The sequence below is a fragment of the Streptomyces sp. BK208 genome (assembly GCF_004364245.1).
In the GTDB taxonomy this organism is placed as follows: domain Bacteria; phylum Actinomycetota; class Actinomycetes; order Streptomycetales; family Streptomycetaceae; genus Streptomyces.
In genome coordinates, this window is sequence record NZ_SOAV01000018.1 from 1 (window position 1) to 19,970 (window position 19,970).

A 19,970-nucleotide genomic window follows, 5' to 3' on the forward strand; every position below is an offset into this window, starting at 1 on the left:
AGTTCTCAAGGAACGGACGCTTCCTTTGTACTCACCCTCTCGGGCTTTCCTCCGGGCGCTTCCCTTCGGTCTTGCGTTTCCGACTCTATCAGATCTTTCCGATCCGATTTCCTCGGTGCTTTCCAGGTTCTCGCTTTCGCGTTTCCCTTTCCGGCGGTTCCGACTTTATCAGAAGTTCCGAGGCCGTCTTACCGGCCGTTCATTTCCGATTCATCGGGAGAGTGCTTCGTCGAATTCGTTGAGTTCGGGAAGCAGATAGACCTTCACCGTCGCCCTCTGGGGTGAACCCGTCTGCAGGCAACTGTTCGAATCTACCTCCCCGCTCGCTCCGTGTCAACGGCTCTTGCGGGAACGAAGAGGACAGTAGCAGCTCGTCAGGGGTGGATGCACATCAGGCGGCCGTCGGCACGGTGGCGCTGCGTTCGGCAGCCTCGACGTCACCCGTGGCGCCGGCCCGAACCGCGCGGCCGCCCAGGACGTAGACGTAGACGAGGAAGGCCGACTCGGCGACGACGCCGATGGTGATGCGCGCCCAGGTGGGCAGGCCGGACGGGGTGACGAAGCCTTCGATGGCGCCGGACACGAAGAGGACGAGAGCCAGTCCGACCGCCATGCCGATGGCAGCCCGGCCCTCTTCGGCGAGCGCGGTGCGGCGGGTGCGGGGGCCCGGGTCGACGAGGGTCCAGCCCAGGCGCAGGCCGGTACCCGCGGCCACGAACACCGCGGTCAGTTCGAGCAGGCCGTGGGGCAGGACCAGGCCGAGGAAGGTGTCGAGGCGGCCGGCCGAGGACATGAGTCCGAATCCGACGCCGAGGTTGAGCATGTTCTGGAAGAGGATCCAGATGACGGGCAGCCCCAGGAAGACACCCAGGATGAGGCAGAGTGCGGCGGCCCAGGCGTTGTTCGTCCAGACCTGGGCCGCGAACGAGGCGGCCGGATTGCTCGAGTAGTACGTCTCGTACTGGCCGCCGGGGCGGGTGAGCTCGCGCAGTTCGCTCGGTGCCGCGATGGTGGACTGCACCTCCGGGTGGGTGCCGATCCACCAGCCCAGGAGGGCAGCGACGGCGGTCGACAGGAGGGCGGTGGGAACCCACCAGTGGCGGGCGCGGTAGACGGCTGCCGGGAACTGCTGGGTCAGGAAGCGCGTGACGTCGCGCCAGGAGGCGCGTCGGGTGCCTGTCACGGTGCTGCGCGCGCGTGCCACGAGTTGGCTGAGCCGTCCGGTGAGCTGGGGGTCGGGGGCGCTGGACCGGATCAGGGACAGATGGGTGGCCGTGCGCTGATAGAGAGCGACGAGTTCGTCGATCTCGACGCCGGTCAGCCGGCGCCGGCGCCGGAGGAGGGCGTCGAGGCGGTCCCACTCCGCGCGATGGGCGGAGACGAAGACGTCGAGGTCCATCGGTGTGCCTGCTCCTCGGCTATCGTCGGCGGCTCGTCGTGGATCAGCTTGTCGTACTACGGCGCGGTGCGTCCTCAGCTTGGCAGACTGGCGGGGACGGGGGCAGTCAGGGGAAGGGCGTCGGGCGTGAGTGAGCTGGTGACGGGCGAGGCGGTGACGCTGGAGCTGCGTGCCGCGAGGCTGCCCAGCAGGGCGCTGGCCGTTCTGCTCGACCTGGCGGTGGCGGTGGCCGTCTACGTGGCGGTGACCATCGCGCTGGTGGTGTCCACTTCCTCCCTGGACGTGGCGGCGCAGACCGCGCTGTCGATCGCGACCTTCGTCCTGGTCCTCGTGGGCGGGCCGATCGCCGTGGAGACGCTCAGCCATGGCCGCTCGCTGGGGAAGGCGGCGTGCGGGCTGCGGGTGGTGCGGGACGACGGTGGTCCGATCCGGTTCCGGCACTCGTTGGTGCGGGGGCTGATCGGCGTGATCGAGATCCTCATGACGTTGGGTGTGATCGCCTGTGTCGCCTCCCTGGTGTCCGCGCGGGGGCGCCGGCTCGGTGACGTGTTCGCGGGCACGCTCGTCGTGCGGGAGAGGGTGCCGTCCTCGTCTGCGGGCTTCATGCCGCCGCCTCCGCCGTGGCTGGCGGGGCGCTTCGCGGGGCTCGACCTGTCCGCGGTGCCCGACGACCTGTGGCTCGCCGTCCGTCAGTACCTGACCCGGATGGGACAGCTGGACCCACGGGTCGGCTGGGCGATGGCCGAGCGACTCGCCGCCGACGTGGCCGCCCGTACCGGTACTCCGGTGCCGCGGGAGATTCCGCCGCCCGCTTATCTGGCGGCGGTGCTGCAGGAACGACAGGTCAGGGAGGCCCGGCGGGCGACCGGCGACGCGTCGGCGGGCGAGGGCGCTTCCCCGGCGGCGGCCGTGCCGCCCGTGGGGCCGGTGCTTCCGGTGGCTCCTGCGTCGGCCGTCCCGCCGCCGCCCCCTGCGCCGGCCGGCCCTCCGACCGGGTCGTCGGCGGGGGGCCGCCCCGGCGTGTCGGGGGACGAGCCGCGGGACCGCCGGCCCGGCACCGGGTTCGTACCGCCCGCGTAGGCGCGGCCCGCCCGCGCAGGCACGGCCGCGCAGGCACGGCCGACCACGCGGCTCACCGGAACACGGACGGTGGTGTCTCCAGGTCTTCCAGCTCGATGCCGGGGGCCGCGAGGACGACGTCGCCGGTGATGTGCACGGAGTGCTGTTCGCCCGTGTCCAGGGCTGTGACCTGGTATTCGTCCACGGTCAGGGGTCCGTTGTCAGTGGCGTGTGCTTCTCTGTTCAGCAAGACCCAGGACTGGTCCACGGTGCGGGGGGCGAGGACCGGGTCGGTGAGGGCGACCAGTCGTACGCGGATGGCTGACGGGGAGGGGGTGAGACGCAGGAGACGGGTCACGGCGACGAGGAAGGCCGGGGACGTGCCGGTGAAGGCGTGGGCGCGCGCATTGCCTTCGGTGGCGTGGAGTCCGGTGGGGTCGGTTCGGACCCAGGTGACTCCGTCGATGGCGGCGCCGCGCACCTGCCAGTCGGCGGCGTGGAGCTCCAGACGGATGGGCCGGCCGAGTTCGTCGAGGGCGAGGTCGACGGAGCCGAGGTGGTCTCCGGTGGGGGCGGTCAGCCGGGAGACGTAGCGCCAGCCGGAGGGACCGGGGGCGCATTGGAAGTGTTCTTCTGCGAGGGGGGTGTGGTCGTGCGGATCATGGAGCGAATATCGGCCGCGGGGCATGGGTGTCCTGGATGGTGACGGGCCGGTCCGGCCGCTGACGCGGACGCGGCGCCGATGGGGCAGGCCCCCGACACGGGGGTGCGGGGGCCTGCCTCGGAGGAACCGGTGACTCAGTAGCGGTAGTGGTCCGCCTTGTAGGGGCCCTCGACCTTGACGCCGATGTAGTCGGCCTGCTCCGGGCGGAGCGTGGTCAGCTTGACGCCGAGGGAGGCGAGGTGGAGCCGCGCGACCTTCTCGTCCAGGTGCTTGGGCAGCACGTAGACGTCGGTCGGGTACTCGTCGGGCTTGGTGAACAGCTCGATCTGGGCCAGGGTCTGGTCCGCGAAGGAGTTGGACATCACGAAGGAGGGGTGTCCGGTGGCGTTGCCCAGGTTCAGCAGGCGGCCCTCGGAGAGGACGATGAGCACCTTGCCGTCGGGGTAGGTCCAGGTGTGGACCTGCGGCTTGACCTCGTCCTTGACGATGCCGGGGGTCTTGGCGAGGCCGGCCATGTCGATCTCGTTGTCGAAGTGGCCGATGTTGCCGACGATGGCCTGGTGCTTCATCTTGGCCATGTCCGAGGCCATGATGATGTCCTTGTTGCCGGTCGTGGTGACGAAGATGTCGGCCTTGTCGACGACCTCGTCCAGCGTCGTGACCTGGTAGCCGTCCATCGCCGCCTGCAGGGCGCAGATCGGGTCGATCTCGGTGATGATCACGCGCGCGCCCTGGCCGCGCAGGGACTCCGCGCAGCCCTTGCCCACGTCGCCGTAGCCGCAGACGACGGCGGTCTTGCCGCCGATGAGGACGTCGGTGGCGCGGTTGATGCCGTCGATCAGGGAGTGGCGGCAGCCGTACTTGTTGTCGAACTTCGACTTGGTGACCGCGTCGTTGACGTTGATCGCCGGGAACAGGAGGGTGCCGTCGCGGTGCATCTCGTACAGGCGGTGGACGCCGGTCGTGGTCTCCTCGGTCACGCCGCGGATCTCGGACGCCAGCTGGGTCCATTTCTGCGGGCTCTCGCTGACCGTGCGGGTGAGGAGTTCGAGGATGACGCGGTGCTCGTCGGACTCGGCGGTGTCGACCGAGGGGACCTTGCCGTCCTTCTCGTACTCGACGCCCTTGTGGACGAGGAGGGTGGCGTCACCGCCGTCGTCCAGGATCATGTTCGGGCCGCCGGTGGGGGTGTTCGGCCAGGTCAGCGCCTGCTCCGTGCACCACCAGTACTCCTCGAGGGTCTCGCCCTTCCAGGCGAAGACCGGGACGCCCTGCGGGTCGTCGGGCGTGCCGTTCGGGCCGACGGCGATGGCGGCGGCCGCGTGGTCCTGGGTGGAGAAGATGTTGCAAGAGGCCCAGCGGACCTCGGCGCCGAGGGCGACCAGGGTCTCGATGAGCACGGCGGTCTGCACGGTCATGTGCAGGGAGCCGGTGACACGGGCGCCGGCGAGGGGCTGGGCGTCGGCGTACTCCTTGCGGATCGCCATCAGGCCCGGCATCTCGTGCTCGGCGAGAGTGATCTCCTTGCGGCCGAACGCGGCCAGGGAGAGATCGGCGACCTTGAAGTCCTGTCGGCTGTCGACAGTCGTCATTACGGGCTGCTCCTCGGGTTGGGTCGAGGTGGGTACGGCTGACCTGCGCGGCGGCGGACACAGGGGTGCCCGAAGAGGACACAGGCATGCCCGCGTACGCGCAGCGCAGTCCGTCGGAGGCCCTCTCTCCCTCGGCCGGCCCGTCCGGGGCCGCCCGACCGCCATCAGCAGCGACGTCTGGCTCCGATCCAAGCTACACCGCGCGCGCCCGCCGTCCCCAGTCCGCCTCCGAACACTTTGGGACGTTCACGAAGGGTGACAGCGGGCGCGGGGCGTGGGTCAGTGGGCGGCGGGGGGTGTGCTGGGGCCGCCGGGGGTCGCCTCGGGGTCGGGGCCCTTGGCGGCCTCGGACTCGCTGTAGATGTCCGGCTCCAGGTAGATGACGCGGGCGATCGGGACCGCCTCGCGGATGCGGGACTCGGCGGCGTCGATCGCGGAGGCGATCTCCGTGGCGGTGCCGTCGTGACGGACCGCGATCTTGGCGGCGACGAGCAGTTCCTCGGGGCCGAGATGGAGGGTGCGCATGTGGATGATGCCGGTGACGGTGTCGCCGGCGACGGCCGCGCTCTCGATCCGCCGGACCACCTCGGGGCCGGCGGACTCGCCGAGGAGCAGCGACTTGGTCTCGGCGGCGAGGACCAGCGCGATCAGGATGAGCAGGATGCCGATGCACAGGGTGCCGATGCCGTCCCAGACGCCGTCACCGGTGAGCAGGGCGAGGCCGACTCCGCCGAGGGCGAGGACCAGACCGACGAGGGCGCCGAAGTCCTCCAGGAGGACGACCGGCAGTTCCGGGGCCTTGGCGTGCCGGATGAAGTCCTTCCAGGAGTCCTTGCCGCGCTGGGGGTTGGACTCCCTGATGGCGGTCCGGAAGGAGAAGCCCTCGGCGATGATCGCGAAGACCAGGACGCCCACCGGCCAGTACCAGTGCTCCAGTTCGTGCGGGTGCTTGATCTTCTCGTAACCCTCGTAGAGGGCGAACATGCCGCCGAGCGAGAAGAGCACGATGGAGACGAGGAAGGCGTAGATGAAGCGCTCGCGGCCGAAGCCGAAGGGGTGTTGCGGCGTCGCCTGGCGCTGGGCCCGCTTGCCGCCCAGGAGCAGCAGGCCCTGGTTGCCGGAGTCGGCGACCGAGTGCACCGACTCGGCGAGCATCGACGACGATCCGCTGAAGAGGAACGCCACGAATTTCGCCACCGCGATCGAGAGGTTGGCGAGCAGTGCCGCCACGATCGCCCTGGTACCGCCTGACGCGCTCATGTGTCGCGTGTCCCTTCGCCTGCGTCTGCTTCGTCTGTCGGGTCTGCGTCTGTGCACCGGTGGGCACGGCCGGTACCGGCTTTGCCCCTCCTTTGCGGTGCGCCATTGTTGCAGCCCGCCCGGACCCCGACGTGCCGGATGCCCCGTCGGGGGCCCGGCAGACCCGAGTGAGGGCAGGTGTCAGACGCGTACGGTGGCTCGGAAGAGCGTGCCTGTTCCGGACACTTCGGCCTTTTCGTGCGCCGGGACGAAGACGGAGCGGCCGGGGGCCAGTTCGTGCTCGCCGGTCCGTACGGTGCCCGCGGTGCAGAGCAGGATCTGCGGCGTGGCCAGGGTGAGGTCGCGGGGTGCGGACCCCTCGGGCAGGACGTAGCGGGACAGGCGGAACTCGTCGATCGGGGTGTCGTAGACCTCTTCGCCGTCGGGTGACGCCTCCGGGCGCAGGACGCCGGGGTCGCCCGCCTCGAAGCGGACGACGCGCAGGAGTTCGGGGACGTCGACGTGCTTGGGGGTGAGGCCGCAGCGCAGGACGTTGTCGGAGTTGGCCATGATCTCGACGCCGAGGCCGTTGAGGTAGGCGTGCGGGATGCCGGCGCCGAGGTACAGGGCCTCGCCGGGCTGCAGCCGTACGTGGTTGAGGAGCATCGCGGCGAGGACGCCGGGGTCGCCCGGGTAGTGGTGGGCGATGTCGGCGTACGGCCGGTAGGCGCCGCCGAGGCGGTCGCAGGCGGCCGCCGTCTCGGTGACCGTGTGGGACATCTCCTCGGGGTCGGCGGTGAGGATCGCGGTGAGCACCTCGCGCAGGGCGGCGTCCTCGGGGTGGGCGCGCAGCAGGTCGACGTACGGCTTGAGGGAGGCGACGCCGAGACCGTCGAGCAGGTCGGCTGTCTCGGCCGGGGCGCGGAAGCCGCACAGGCCGTCGAAGTCGGTGAGGGCGCAGACCAGTTCGGGCTTGTGGTTGGCGTCCTTGTAGTTGCGGTGCGGGGCGTCCACGGGGACGCCGCGGCGCTCCTCGTCCTCGTAACCGGCCCTGGCCTGGGCGAGGTCGGGGTGGACCTGGAGGGAGAGCGGGGCGCCGGCGGCGAGGAGCTTCAGGAGGAAGGGCAGGCGCGGGCCGAACCTGGCCACGGAGGCGGCGCCGAGTTCCTTCTCGGGGTCGGCGTCGACGACGTCGGCCAGGGTGCCCCGGCCGGTGCGGGAGGGCGCGCCGGGGTGGGCGCCCATCCACATCTCCGCCTGCGGTTCACCGGTCGGCTCGGTCCCGAGCAGGGTCGGGATCGCGGTGGTGGAACCCCAGGCGTAGGGGCGGACGGTGTTGTCGAGGCGGTCCATGGGCTCTCTCTGCCGGTGCGTGCGCGGTGGTACGCGGGTGGGCGTACGGGGAGGTCGGCCGTGGGGGCCGTCCGTCGGAGATGGTGCGTGGGGTTCAGGCTCCCGAGGCGAGTGCCAGGTAGACGGCGGCGAAATCCGTGATGGCGATCAGTTCGGCGAGGGTCTCCAGTTCGCCGCCCTCTTCCGGCTCCAGCTCGCTGATCGGCGTGTCGTGGCCGAGGGCCAGGTCACGGGCGTTGGGTGCGGCGGTGAGGCCGCCGGTGGGCCGGTCGCGCAGGAGCACCACGCGTGCGTGCAGGGCGGCCGGTTCCTCGACGCGGTCACGGAAGAAGTCGTCGGGGTCGGCGCCCGCGGCGAGCCGGCCGGCGAGCAGGGCGCTGTGCGCGGCGAGCGCCTCGGGGAGCTCGGCGACGACCGCCGGCGTGCCGGACAGCTCGGCGAGGGCGGCGGCGAAGCGGCGGCCCGCGGGGCCGGCGGAGGTGCCCTCGGTCCAGACGACGGGGAGGGAGTCGGCCAGCTCCGCCGCCAGGGTCTTGGCGGGGTTGCTGTAGGTGACGATCGCCGGACCGCAGCGCTCGGCGATGCGGTCGAGCCGGTCGGCGACCTTGTCGACGGCCTCGGGCGGCGCCTCGAGCAGCCCGGTGCGGTCGAGCAGCGCGAGGAGCGGGGTGAGCAGCGCCCACAGGACGCCGGGGGCGGCACCGGCGAGCGGCTCGTCGTGGTCGTACGGGGCGGTCGCCATCGGGATGAACAGGCCGCGGGAGGCGCCCACCGCGTCGTTGAGCGGGGAACCGGCGGGGGCGACGGCGACGATCGTGCAGCCCCGGCGGTAGGCCTGTTCGGCGAGCAGGGACAGGCCCGGCTCGGCCCCGTCGGGGGTGGCGATCAGCAACAGGTCCACGGAGCCGGCCCAGCCGGGCAGCTCCCAGCGCAGGGCGCCCGCGGCGGGGGCGACGCCGGTGGGGGCGAGGCGGGTGACGGGGCTGCCGGCGCCGGCCAGGGTGCCGAGGAGGTCGGCGGCGTGGGTGGCCGCGGCGCCGGGGCCTGCGATCAGTACGGCGCGGGGGCGGCCGTCCGGCTTGAGGTTGCCGACGCCGGCCTCGGCGGCGTGCCGGGCGGCGGTGCGTACGCGGGCACCGGCCTCGGCGGCGCCGCGGAGCAGGCCGCGGCGGTCGGCCTCGGTGAGGCGCTCCGGGGCGTCGAGGAGCGATTCGTCGAGCATGGCGGCAGGTCTCCGATCGCCGGGGCGTTCGTTCGATTGCGCGGGGTCGTCGTCGCCGGGTTGCCGGTCGCCCGGGCGGCCGTCAGTCGGGGCGGCGGGCCTCGTCGACGAGGAGGACGGGGATGCCGTCGCGCACCGGATACGCCAGGCCGCAGTCCTGACCGGTGCAGATCAGCTCCGTGTCCCGCTCCTCGAGAGGGGCGTGGCAGGCGGGGCAGGCGAGGATCTCCAGGAGGCCGGCTTCGAGCGGCATGGGGGTTCCCTTCGGGGGCGGTGGGGCTTGTGTGGATGTGCTGGTCAGGGTACCGCCGGGACGGGACTCGCGTGGGGGGCCTCCGTCGATTCCGGCGTCGCCGGCGGGGGGGGCGGGGTCCGGCGCCGTCCGGGGTGCCGCTGCACACGCGCGGGCCGCCCCGGCGGTACCTCTGCCCGCGGCTGCGGCCGGGCGGACGGCACGGCCCGGCTGCCCGCGGCGGCGGGGCACGGCCGTCCGCGGCGGCGACTGTGGGGGTGTTCGTTCGGATCAGGCCGGCTCCGGGTGAGGGTTCCTCGTCGCCCGGAGGCCGGTCTGATCCGAACGACACCCCCTAGGCGCGGATGATCGCCAGAGCCTCGTCCCGCACCTTGGCCATCGTCGCCTCGTCACGGGCCTCCGCGTTCAGGCGGAGCAGGGGCTCGGTGTTGGAGGGGCGGACGTTGAACCACCAGTCGGGAGCCTGGACGGTGAGGCCGTCCAGCTCGTCCACGGTGACCTCGTCGCGGTCCTCGTACGCGGCCCGGATCGCGGCGAGGCGGGCCTGCTGGTCGGCGACGGTGGAGTTGATCTCGCCGGAGCCCGCGTAGCGGTCGTAGGCGGCGACCAGGTCGGACAGCGGGCCGGCCTGCTCGCCGAGGGCGGCGAGGACGTGGAGGGCGGCCAGCATGCCGGTGTCGGCGTTCCAGAAGTCGCGGAAGTAGTAGTGCGCGGAGTGCTCGCCGCCGAAGATGGCGCCGGTCCTGGCCATCTCGGCCTTGATGAAGGAGTGGCCCACGCGCGTGCGTGCCGGGGTGCCGCCGTTCTCGCGCACGACCTCCGGGACGGACCGGGAGGTGATGAGGTTGTGGATGACCGTGCCCCGGCCGCCGTTGCGGGCCAGTTCGCGGGCGGCGACGAGGGCGGTGACGGCGGACGGGGAGACCGGGTCGCCGTTCTGGTCGACGACGAAGCAGCGGTCGGCGTCGCCGTCGAAGGCGAGTCCGAGGTCGGCGCCCTCCTCGCGGACGCGCTTCTGCAGGTCGACGAGGTTGGCCGGGTCGAGCGGGTTGGCCTCGTGGTTGGGGAAGGTGCCGTCGAGCTCGAAGTACATCGGCACGAGGTCGAGGGGCAGGCCGGCGAAGACCGTCGGGACGGTGTGGCCGCCCATGCCGTTGCCCGCGTCGACGACGACCTTGAGGGGCCGGATGGTGCGCAGGTCGACGAGGGAGCGCAGGTGGGCGGCGTAGTCGGCGAGGACGTCGTGCCGGGTGACGGTGCCGGGGCGGGCCGCGGCTTCCGGGGCGCCGGAGTCGCTCCAGCGCTCCACCAGGGCGCGGATGTCGGCGAGGCCGGTGTCCTGGCCGACGGGGGCGGCGCCCGCGCGGCACAGCTTGATGCCGTTGTACTGGGCGGGGTTGTGCGAGGCGGTGAACATGGCGCCGGGCAGGTCCAGCGCGCCGGACGCGTAGTAGAGCTGGTCGGTGGAGCACAGGCCGATCCCGGTCACGTCGGCGCCCCGGGCCGCCGCCCCGCGCGCGAAGGCGCCGGACAGGCTCGGGGACGAGGGCCGCATGTCGTGGCCGACGACGAGGGCGCTCGCGCCGGTCAGCTCGACGAAGGCCGCGCCGAACAGCTCGGCCAGCGACTCGTCCCACTGGTCCGGGACGACACCGCGCACGTCGTACGCCTTCACGATCTGCGCCAGATCAGCAGCCACGGCCAACCTTCCTGAAAGTCCTGTCGGGTCCCACAAACTACCCCGTGAGGACCGCCGGGCCGCCCGGGTGGTTCCCGGAGGTCAGGGCAGCATCCAGCCCAGGACCACCGTGGACTGCCCGACCACGATCAGGCACATGACCAGCAGCAGGCCCAGGCTCCAGGGCAGCACCTTGCGCAGCAGGTCGCCCTCGCGGCCCGCTAGTCCGACGGCGGCGCAGGCGATGGTGAGGTTCTGCGGCGAGATCATCTTGCCGAGGACGCCGCCGGAACTGTTGGCGGCGGCCAGCAGTTCGGGCGAGAGTCCGGACTCCCGCGCGGCGGTCACCTGGAGGGCGCCGAAGAGCGCGTTGGCCGAGGTGTCGGAGCCGGAGACGGCGACGCCGAACCAGCCGAGCACCGGCGACAGGAAGGCGAGCCCGGCGCCCGCGGCCGCCACGAAGTGGCCGATGGTGGCGGCCTGCCCGGAGAGGTTCATGACGTAGGCGAGGGCGAGGACCGAGGTGACGGTGAGGATCGCGAACCGCAGTTCGTGCACGGTCGCGAGCCACTCCCTGACCGCCACGCGCGCGTGCACGCCGAGGACGACGGCGGTGGCCAGCCCGGCGAGCAGCACGAGGGTGCCGCCGGTGGAGACGATCGGCCAGGAGAAGACGTTGCCGCCGACCCGGGTGCCCTCGGCGTCGGCGACGTCGAGGAACGGCCAGTCGTAGGACTGCGTGGCCCGCGCCAGCCAGTCCTTCACCGCTGGGATCTGCGCCACGGAGAACACGGCGACGATCAGCGCGTACGGCGCGTAGGCCCGCACCACCTCCCGCGCGGAGTCCTCGGCGTCCAGTTCCTCGCTGCGTACGCCGGTCAGCACGGAGGCCCGTACGGGCTCGGCGGCGGGCCTGCGGGAGTGCGGTACGGCGACCAGGGCGCCGGCCCCGATCAGCGCGGCGGCGATGTCGGCGAGCTGGGCGGAGACGTAGTTGGAGGCGGCGAACTGGGCGACGGCGAAGGCCACTCCGCAGGACAGGGCGGGGATCCAGGTCTCGCGCAGCCCGCGCCGCCCGTCGACGAGGGCGACCAGGAGCAGCGGGACGACGAGGGCCAGCAGCGGCGTCTGGCGCCCCACCACGGAGGCGACGTCGTCCAGGGGCAGCCCGGTGACCTGGGCCAGGGTCACCACCGGGGTGCCCATCGCGCCGAAGGCGACCGGCGCGGTGTTGGCGACCAGCGAGACGACCGCGGCGCGCACCGGGTCGAATCCGAGGGCGACGAGCATGACCGAGCAGATCGCGACCGGCGCGCCGAACCCGGCGAGGGCCTCCAGGAGGGCACCGAAGCAGAAGGCGACGACGAGGGCCTGGATCCGGGGGTCGTCGGAGAGCCGGCCGAAGGAGCGGCGCAGGATGTCGAAGTGCCGGGTGCGGACGGTCATCCGGTAGACCCACAGGGCGTTCACGACGATCCACAGGATGGGGAAGAGGCCGAAAACCGCTCCTTGCACGGCGCTGGAGGCCGTCTGGTCCAGCGGCATGCCGTAGGCGAGCCAGGCGACCAGTACGGCGGCCAGGAGACCGATGAGGCCCGCCAGATGGGCCTTCATGCGGACGCCGCCCAGCAGGACCAGGACGATCACCAGCGGCAGGGCCGCCACCAGGGCGGACAGGCCGAGTGAACCGGCGACGGGTTCCAGCTCCTGCACGTACACGGACGCCTCCCCGGATTCCGCCATGTGAAAGCGATTTCTCGCGGCTTCCGGAATGGTCGTGTCCGCGACAAGGGGGCGTCAATGGGTGTGCGGCAACGGATGTGGCCGAGCACACGGCGAGTGGGGGTGAGATCCCGTCGGGCGGGGCTCAGTTGTCAGGCGAGCGCAGCACCCGCAGGTGGCCGCGGCGCGCGACCTCCATCGGGTCGGCCGTCCGCGCGCCGCCGCCGGCCTCGGCCGTCCGCTCCTGGGGCCGGGCCGCCTCGCGCACCGCGTTGGCGAGCGCCTCCAGGTCGTCGCCGCTGGGGCGGGCGGGGGCCGATCCGTCGAGCAGGCGGACGACCTCCCAGCCGCGCGGGGCGGTGAGGCGCTCGGAGTGCTCGGCGCACAGGTCGTAGCAGTGGGGTTCGGCGTAGGTGGCGAGCGGGCCGAGGACCGCGGTCGAGTCGGCGTAGACGTACGTCAGCGTCGCGACGGCGGGACGGCCGCAGGCGGTGCGCGAACAGCGACGTACAGGGCTCACGATGTTGGACGGTACCGCACTCTTGAGCGGGCCGCGACGACTGGCCACCGGGTCACACCTCCGTGTCGTGGCGTGAAACGACCTGCGCCCCTTCCGGAACACCCCCTTTCGACCTGCGTGGACGCCCGTCCCGACGAGACCGCGCGGCCCACCGTACGGTCACGACCCGATACAAAGAACGACATTTGCCTTGGGTTCCGCGGTCACGGAGGGAACCGAAATCGAGCCCAACCTTGGCTGGAATGGTCATCCGGCGACAAGCGGAGCAAGTCTCCGCCACACCGCCGCCGAGGCGCGCGCGGTCCGGCGCCGCGCCCCGGCGGGGACTACCCTTCACCAGTGATGGACAACCCCGTGACGCCCCGTGATGCCGGCCGCCCAGGGCCCCGCCGTCGTGATCGCCACGGTCGGGGCATGCGCGGCCCGGTCGCGCCCCCGCAGGTGCCACTCGCCGCCAGCCGTGGCGAGGTGTTCGCGGACCTGGTGCAGGACTCCGTGGAGCGCCTGGAGCGGCGCTGGCCGCAACTGGCCGACATCGACTTCCTCGTCCTCGACGTGCCCCGGCCGGCCTCGGCCGGCGAGGCGTGGAACGACGAGACCGTCCCCCTCGGGGGCACGGTGCCCTCGCGGGACGGGCGCCGGGGCCGGGTGGTCGTGTACCGGCGGCCCGTCGAGATCCGCACCAAGGGGCGCGACGAGCGCGCGCTGCTGGTGCACGAGGTCGTCGTCGAGCAGGTGGCGGAGCTGCTGGGGCTGACCCCGGAGACGGTGGATCCGCGCTACGGGGAGGAATGAGCGGCGGGGGCCCGCAGGCCCCCGGCCGCTACTGCTGCAGGACCGACAGGTCCTGCTCCGCGTTCGGCACCGAGACCGTGCCCCGGTCGTCGGGGAGGGTCTGCACGGTGAAGGACGCCACGTCGTCGTCGGAACCGGTCAGCATGCGCGACGCGTGGACCGAGCCGCCCGACACGGTCTCGACGGTCAGCGCGTAGGAGCCCTTGAGTCCGGCGGGGACCGGCGCGGCCACGTTCTGCGTCGTACCGGCCTTGACCGTGTACGTCTCGGTCGCCGTCGAGCCGCCCTCGGTGCCCGCGGACGCCGTGACCCTGACCTTGGCCGTCCCGCCGGGCGCGGACAGGGCCAGAGTGGTGTGCTTGGCGCGGTTGTCCGCGGCCGTCGCGCGCGCGCCGACCGGATCGGCGGCCGGGATGAACGCCGACTCCTGCTCGTCGCCCTTGCCCCGTACGACACGGACCGCGGCGACGACCGGCACGGACCGGTCCGTCGGTGTCAGCACCAGCGACCCCGCCTCGCCGCGCGTCACCTCGCCGAGGTCGACGCCGGTCGTCATACCGGCCTTGACGTGCACCGTCTCGTGACCGGCGGGTGTGATCAGCCCGGACGGCGAGGCGAGACGCACCTTCAGGTCGGCGTCGGTGCCGCCGGGCGTGAACAGCACCAGGCGTACGGCGGTGGCGTCCTTCGGGATGCCCGGCAGCACGAGGTCGCTCGCCGGGTCGGCGGCCGCGGTCAGCCAGTCACCGCCGGTCTTGTCGTCCAGTGCCTGCACCGCGGCGCCGACCCGCCCACTGCGCACGCCGACGTGCACGGTCAGGTCGGTCTGCTTCACGTCGCTGAGCGTGGACAGCAGGAGGGATTCACCGGAGTGCGGCGGCACCGTCACGCCCTCCCCCACCGTGGACTTCAGGGCTCCGTCCTTGCCGTACAGCTCGATGTCGACGACGGCCGCCGAGTCGTCCGGGTTCGTCAGGTGCACGTAGTCGGTACGGCCGGCCGCGGTGCTGGCGCCCGGGAACCAGAACTCCGTGTCCGGGGCCGCGCAGTTGACGCCCTGCAGTCCCCGGCCGGTCCCGGCGGCGACCTCGGTGGTCTGCTGGACCGTCCAGCCCGGCGCGTTGCCGCCCTCGGCGGTGCCGATCAGGGCGGGGGTGTCGGCGCCGGAGGTCTCCCCGGTCACGGGCGTGCCGGGCGCCTTCGGCCGGACGACCGGCTCCTCCGCCTTGCCGTCCTTCTCGCCCTTTTTCCCGGACTTGTCGTCGCCCTTGCCGTCCCCGGGGCCGTCGGCCGGCTCCGCGGCCGCGAGCGCGGCGCTGCCCTTCTCGTCGGCGCCCTTGGTGACGGGCGTGAAGGACGTGTACGACGTCTCGGCGAGGTCGGAGGTGCTGGGCGCCGGGCACAGCAGGCTGGTGCGCTCCACAGGCAGGCGGGCGGCCGGCGCGGCGGTGTCCGTGCCGGAGCCGTCCGGGGCGGACACCGCCGCGAAACCGGTGACGGCGGCGAGCGCGGTCGCGCAGGCGATCAGGGACAGGGTCGTGCGCTTCACTGCTGGCTCCCGTCGGGGCGCTCACTGCCCGTGCCGTGAGGCTGCTGCTGGTCCTGGGGCGGTTCGTACGGCGTCTCGTAGCCGCCCTGGCCGTACGCCTGGCCGTACGCCGGGTCGTACCCCGTCTCCTGAGCCTGCGTCGGATCGCCGTAGGCGTACGGGTCGTACTGGCCCGTCCCGTACGGCGCGCCCTGGCCGTCGTGACCGCCCTGGTAGGCGTCCTGCCGGTACGGGTCCGCCGGGTAGGGCTGCCCGGCGTACGCCCCCGGGTCGTACGGCTGGGCGCCTTGGCCGCCCTGGTACTGCTCGGCGCCGTAGGTGCCGTCGTAGGAGCCGTACTCGGCGGCGTACTGCGCCGAGTCCCATGCGCCGTACGCCGGCTGCTGCGGAACCGGGGCGGGCGCCTCGGCGGGCGGCTCGGGCTGCTCGGCGGGCTCGCCCGCCGTGCCGGGATGCGGCTGCGGCTCCGCTCCCGGCGCCGCCGGGGCCTCGGCCTCCGCCTCGGCCTGGGCGCGCAGTCGCCGTGCCCGGCGGCCTTCGCCCTCGACGGGCTGAGCGGGGACGACCGGCTCGTCGGGCAGGTCGTCGTCGACGTCACGGCGCCTGCCGGGCAGGGCGAGGACGACGAGGACGACGCCGAGGAGCCCCTGCACCCACAGCCAGGCCGTGTGCGTGAACGGGGCGTCGTAGGTGACGTCCAGCCGGCCGCCGGAGGCGGGGAGTTCGAAACCCTGGGCCCAGCCGTCGACCGTGGTGCGGGTGAGCGGCTTGCCGTCCAGGGTGGCCGTCCAGCCCTCGGCGGCGGTGTCGGCCAGACGCAGGACGCGGCCGTCGGCGCCCGCCTCGATGTCCGTGTGGATCTCGACGGGCCCGGCCGCCACGGGCCGGGGCTCGCCCGCGCCGGACTTCCCGGCAGCGGACTTCTCGCCGGACACGATGGTCGCGCGCGCGACCTCCTGGTCCACCCGCCACAGTCCGCTGCCGTCCTGCTGGCTGAGCCTGCTCAGACCGGGTGTGGCGTCCAGGACGCGGGTGACCTCGCGCGGCGCGCCCTTGTGCACGAGCACGTAGCGCACGGCGAATCCGCCGAGCTGGTCGGCCTGGTCGGCGCCCGACCCGGCCACGAGGTTGGCGACGACCTTGTCCAGCGTGCCGTTCCCGCCGTCGCCGGTGGCCAGTTCACCGTCGCCCAGGCGGGCGCCGGAGCCGCGGACCAGCATGTAGCCCACGTGCGCGGCGGAGTCGCTGTCGAGGACGAGGGTGCGGGCCTGGTCGCGGGTGTGGCTCTCCTCGGCGACGAACGCGGGCACCTGCACCGGGTCGCGCCGCTCCACGGGGCCGTCGGCGCCGCCGAACATCCAGCCCATGGCGGCGATCAGCGGACCGAGGGCCGAGGCCAGGGCGATCAGGGCGGCGACGGGCTGGCGCCAGCCGAAGCTCTGCTCGGCCACCCGGAAGCGCGCTCCGTCGGCGCCGAGCGTGGCGGCGGACAGCAGGGCGATGCCGTAGACGAGGGTGGCGGGGCCGGCCCAGGCGGAGCGGTTGGACAGGACCGCGAAGACCAGGGCGACCAGCGCGACGGCCCAGGCCGCCCGGACGGCCAACTGGCGCTCGGAGCGCAGCAGGGCGGCCAGCGCGGCCAGCACGATGCCGATGAGGAACAGCCCGCCGACCGTCCCGGGCCCACCGGGGCCGGCGCCGAGCAGGTCGAGCGCGGAGGCGGCCGAGGCGCCGTACTCCAGCCCGGCCTCGTCGAAGAAGCCGAAGGGCAGCAGCGACAGGGACCAGGGGGCGAGCAGCAGCAGCGGCGTGCCGAGCTGGGCGAGGAAGCGCAGCCCGTACGCCGTGATCTCGGCGCGGCGCAGGACCAGGACCCCGGCACCGAGGACGAGCGCGACGGGCCACACCACCGGCGTGAAAGCGGTGGTGACGGTCAGCAGCAGGGCGTACGCCCAGGTGGCGCGCCAGCTGCCGCGGGCGCCGGAGGAGTTGGTCAGGCCCGCCGCCGCGACGCCCGCGCGCGCGACCAGCGGCAGCAGCACGGCGAGGACGGCGGTGCCGATGCGGCCGCCGGCGAGGGCGCCGGTGACGGCCGGCAGGAAGGCGTAGGCCACGGCGGCCCAGGCGCGCAGCAGCCGGGACGGGACCAGCGGGCGGGAGGCGAAGTACGCGGTGGCGCCCGCGAGGGGTACCGAGCAGACCAGCAGCAGGGTCAGGGCGAGGCCGGTGGACCCGAGCAGCACGGTCGCGAGCGTGGCGACGATCGCGAGGTAGGGCGGCGCCGAGGCGGCGCCGCCGGTGCCCACGGTGTGCCAGGCGTCCGTGTACCGCGACCACAGCTCGCCCGCGCCGGCCGGTGCGGGCAGCAGCGCGCCGCCCGCCAGGGCGCCGCCGCCGAAGAGCGCGCGGCAGGCGGCCAGGGAGACGAGCAGCAGTACCAGGAAGAGCACCGGGCCGGGCTTGCGGGCGATGCGCTTGAGGCGGGCGAACTGCTCGATCTCCAGGAAGTCGGCGTCGTCGCCGCCGGGTCCGGACTCGATGGCCCCGCCGTGCCGTCCGGCGCCCGCGGCGGCCTCGGCGTCGGAACCGCCGAAGAGATCGCCCGCGACCTGCTCGACGGTGGCGCGGACGGTCGCTCCGGGCGGCGGGAACAGGGGCCGCAGCTCGTCCTTCTCGATCTGCGGGCGCCCGCGTTCGCGACGGCCGGCGATGATGCGCTCGGGTCGCAGCAGGACGCTCAGCAGCCCGCGGATCTCGTCGAGGGCCTGTCCGGGGACCTTGCCGACGAGGTAGGCGACGGTCCGCAGCAGGGTGCCGAGGACGATGCGCAGGAACACCCAGGGCAGGGCGGCGGTGCGGACGTTGACGAGGAGGGTGTGGACGGCGCCCGCCTTGTCCACCTTGTGCGGGGAGGCGGTGGTGCGCCCCGCGCAGTCGACGGCGCGGCGCTCGCGCGAGGCGGCCTCGGCGTGGCGGACGACCGCCTCGGGGGCGACGAGGACGCGCAGCCCCTCGGCGTGCGCGCGCCAGCACAGGTCGACGTCGTCACGCATCAGGGGCAGCCGGCGGTCGAAGCCGCCGAGCCGCTCGAAGACGTCGCGCCGGATGAGCATGCCGGCGGTGGACACCGACAGCACGGTGCGGACGTGGTCGTGCTGGCCCTGGTCCTGCTCGCGACGGTCCAGGCCGGTCCAGCGGCGGCCGGAGTTGGCGATGGAGACGCCGACCTCCAGCAGCTGGCGGCGGTCGTACCAGCCGCGGAGCTTGGGGCCGACGACGGCGACGTCCTCGCGGCCGAGTTCGTACTCGGTGTCCACGACGCGCAGCAGCTGGGCGAGGGCGTCGGGTTCGGGGGCGCAGTCGTCGTGCAGCAGCCACAGCCACTGGACCGGCTCTCCGTGGGGGAGCTCCGGCATGTCGTAGGCGTCGTCGCGCCAGGTGCGCGTGACGGGGTCCCAGCCGCTGGGCCGGCGCAGGTACGGCAGGTCCTCGGGGGTGAGGAGGGGAGCGATACGGGCCGCCTCCTCGACGGCCTGGCCGAAGCCCGTGCGCCGGGCGAGATGGAGCACGCGGTCGTCACCGAGGGCGTCGGCGACGAGCCGGGAGGAGTCGTCGGCGCTGCCGGTGTCTGCGGCCACGGCGTACTGGACGGGGCGCTCCTGGCCGAGCAGCCCGGCGAGCGCGTCGGGCAGCCAGCGGGCTCCGTCGTGGGCGACGAGGACCGCGGTCACGACGTGACGCGGGAACTCAGGTGTGGCAGCGAGGTCTTGCTGGGCTGCCGTGTGACTCTGCACGGACATCGAGGTACGGGCCCCGGTTCGGTGGACTGCGGTGGACGCCCGTGCCTGTGGGGGGCGGCGGGGCGTCTCGGACGAGCGCCCACACTATCGGCTGGACACAGGGGCGGCCCCCCACCTGTGGACAACCCACCGGCGACGGGCCGTTGCCGCTGTTCGGACCGTTTCTGCCCCAAGTCGGGCCACAGTCGGTCAACCTGCGGCCGCCGCGCCCGCGGCCCACGAACCGCCGCCTCTCGACTGCCGCCCGCTTCCGCGTCCTCGGAGCGCGTCCCCGGAGCGCGTCCTCAGACCGCGGCCTTCTTCAGGCGGCGGCGCTCTCTCTCGGACAGGCCGCCCCAGATGCCGAACCGCTCGTCGTTGGCAAGGGCGTACTCGAGGCATTCGGAGCGGACCTCACAGGCGAGGCAGACCTTCTTGGCCTCGCGGGTGGAACCGCCCTTCTCGGGGAAGAAGGACTCGGGGTCGGTCTGGGCGCACAGTGCGCGCTCCTGCCAGCCGAGTTCCTCGTCCGCGTCGTCGACCAGCAGTTGCTGCACCAGCTCGGTCATGTGCGCCCCTCGTCTGTCTTCGCGTCCCCGTGATCCAGCCGTTATCGATTCCGGCTGAACGACACGAGTGAAATTACAAGTGTGCTGCTCCGGGCGAGTCAAGCCGAGATCTGCTATTGGGCCCCTTATTCACTCTGCGGAACCAAGGCCATGCAGTAAGTGTTCAAATCACCATAAAACTTGACATACCGATGAGGCCCGCCAGAGGACCCGTCCCGTTCCACACCTGCATCAGGAAGGACGCCCCGGCGATCGATCCCGTTCCGATACACGTGCCGAAGCGAACCTGATCACATTCGGGTCACGGGATCGCAACGGGGGTTGTGCGCCCGGCTTGTGCGCCATGTGTCCCGGAAGCCGCCTGAGCAAACCTTTCGGCAGCACGATCAACCGGATGAGGTGAAACATGTCCCACAAAACGGGCATCGAGTTGACAGTGCTGGTGTGAACCGCTGTCCTTGAGGGCATGCTCGCGAACTTGGCGCTCACCTCGACCCGCACCGCCGGGTCCCACGGTGCTGCCCGCGCTCGCTGTAGCTGTTGCCGCTGTTCCAGCTGTTGAGCCGACCGCGCTCCG

Annotated in this window: 15 protein-coding genes; 2 read left to right on the plus strand and 13 right to left on the minus strand. The window is 72.9% G+C overall.

Annotated elements, in window-relative coordinates; all coding sequences use genetic code 11:
- Positions 1-391: 391 nt before the first annotated feature.
- The gene (locus EV562_RS32850) at positions 392-1,399 is read right to left on the minus strand and encodes a stage II sporulation protein M (protein WP_133890521.1); all 1,008 of its coding nucleotides are present in this window, start codon (positions 1,397-1,399) and stop codon (positions 392-394) included.
- 126 nt (positions 1,400-1,525) lie between these two features.
- Between EV562_RS32850 and EV562_RS32855 the strand changes: the two genes are divergently transcribed.
- Entirely contained in the window at positions 1,526-2,479 is a 954-nt protein-coding gene (locus tag EV562_RS32855; protein ID WP_133890522.1) for an RDD family protein, read from the plus strand.
- Between the two features lie 52 nt (positions 2,480-2,531).
- On the opposite strand, the gene EV562_RS32860 is transcribed toward EV562_RS32855, so the two are convergent.
- The 9 genes from EV562_RS32860 to EV562_RS32900 all read right to left on the minus strand — a co-directional run bounded on the left by EV562_RS32860 (position 2,532) and on the right by EV562_RS32900 (position 12,749).
- Positions 2,532-3,146, minus strand: a complete 615-nt coding sequence (locus EV562_RS32860) for a hypothetical protein (RefSeq protein ID WP_133890523.1) — start codon at positions 3,144-3,146, stop codon at positions 2,532-2,534.
- A 110-nt stretch (positions 3,147-3,256) separates the two neighbouring features.
- On the minus strand, positions 3,257-4,714 hold the full coding sequence (gene ahcY, locus EV562_RS32865; protein ID WP_133890524.1) for an adenosylhomocysteinase: 1,458 nt from the start codon (positions 4,712-4,714) through the stop codon (positions 3,257-3,259).
- A gap of 279 nt (positions 4,715-4,993) precedes the next feature.
- Positions 4,994-5,974: a cation diffusion facilitator family transporter gene (locus tag EV562_RS32870; protein ID WP_133890525.1), complete on the minus strand. Its 981-nt coding sequence runs from the start codon at positions 5,972-5,974 to the stop codon at positions 4,994-4,996.
- Positions 5,975-6,154: 180 nt separating this feature from the next.
- On the minus strand, positions 6,155-7,306 hold the full coding sequence (manA, locus tag EV562_RS32875; protein ID WP_133890526.1) for a mannose-6-phosphate isomerase, class I: 1,152 nt from the start codon (positions 7,304-7,306) through the stop codon (positions 6,155-6,157).
- Positions 7,307-7,400: 94 nt separating this feature from the next.
- Positions 7,401-8,528, minus strand: a complete 1,128-nt coding sequence (locus tag EV562_RS32880) for an SIS domain-containing protein (RefSeq protein ID WP_133890527.1) — start codon at positions 8,526-8,528, stop codon at positions 7,401-7,403.
- Between the two features lie 82 nt (positions 8,529-8,610).
- Complete coding sequence (locus EV562_RS32885; RefSeq protein ID WP_133890528.1) at positions 8,611-8,781, minus strand: Trm112 family protein; 171 nt, start codon at positions 8,779-8,781, stop codon at positions 8,611-8,613.
- Positions 8,782-9,115: 334 nt separating this feature from the next.
- On the minus strand, positions 9,116-10,480 hold the full coding sequence (locus tag EV562_RS32890) for a phosphomannomutase/phosphoglucomutase (RefSeq protein ID WP_133890529.1): 1,365 nt from the start codon (positions 10,478-10,480) through the stop codon (positions 9,116-9,118).
- 81 nt (positions 10,481-10,561) lie between these two features.
- Positions 10,562-12,178, minus strand: coding sequence for an L-lactate permease (locus EV562_RS32895; RefSeq protein WP_133890627.1), 1,617 nt, complete (start codon positions 12,176-12,178; stop codon positions 10,562-10,564).
- Positions 12,179-12,326: 148 nt separating this feature from the next.
- Complete coding sequence (locus tag EV562_RS32900; RefSeq protein WP_133890530.1) at positions 12,327-12,749, minus strand: DUF3499 domain-containing protein; 423 nt, start codon at positions 12,747-12,749, stop codon at positions 12,327-12,329.
- 294 nt (positions 12,750-13,043) lie between these two features.
- Between EV562_RS32900 and EV562_RS32905 the strand changes: the two genes are divergently transcribed.
- Positions 13,044-13,496, plus strand: a complete 453-nt coding sequence (locus EV562_RS32905) for a metallopeptidase family protein (RefSeq protein ID WP_166662121.1) — start codon at positions 13,044-13,046, stop codon at positions 13,494-13,496.
- A gap of 28 nt (positions 13,497-13,524) precedes the next feature.
- Here EV562_RS32905 and EV562_RS32910 read toward each other — a convergent pair whose 3' ends face one another.
- The 3 genes from EV562_RS32910 to EV562_RS32920 all read right to left on the minus strand — a co-directional run bounded on the left by EV562_RS32910 (position 13,525) and on the right by EV562_RS32920 (position 19,393).
- The gene (locus EV562_RS32910; RefSeq protein ID WP_133890531.1) at positions 13,525-15,045 is read right to left on the minus strand and encodes a DUF5719 family protein; all 1,521 of its coding nucleotides are present in this window, start codon (positions 15,043-15,045) and stop codon (positions 13,525-13,527) included.
- Positions 15,042-18,845: a glycosyltransferase family 2 protein gene (locus tag EV562_RS32915; RefSeq protein WP_133890532.1), complete on the minus strand. Its 3,804-nt coding sequence runs from the start codon at positions 18,843-18,845 to the stop codon at positions 15,042-15,044. Before EV562_RS32915 ends, EV562_RS32910 begins: the two co-directional genes overlap by 4 nt.
- Positions 18,846-19,129: 284 nt before the next feature.
- Positions 19,130-19,393: a WhiB family transcriptional regulator gene (locus EV562_RS32920; RefSeq protein WP_003975777.1), complete on the minus strand. Its 264-nt coding sequence runs from the start codon at positions 19,391-19,393 to the stop codon at positions 19,130-19,132.
- Positions 19,394-19,970 lie beyond the last annotated feature (577 nt).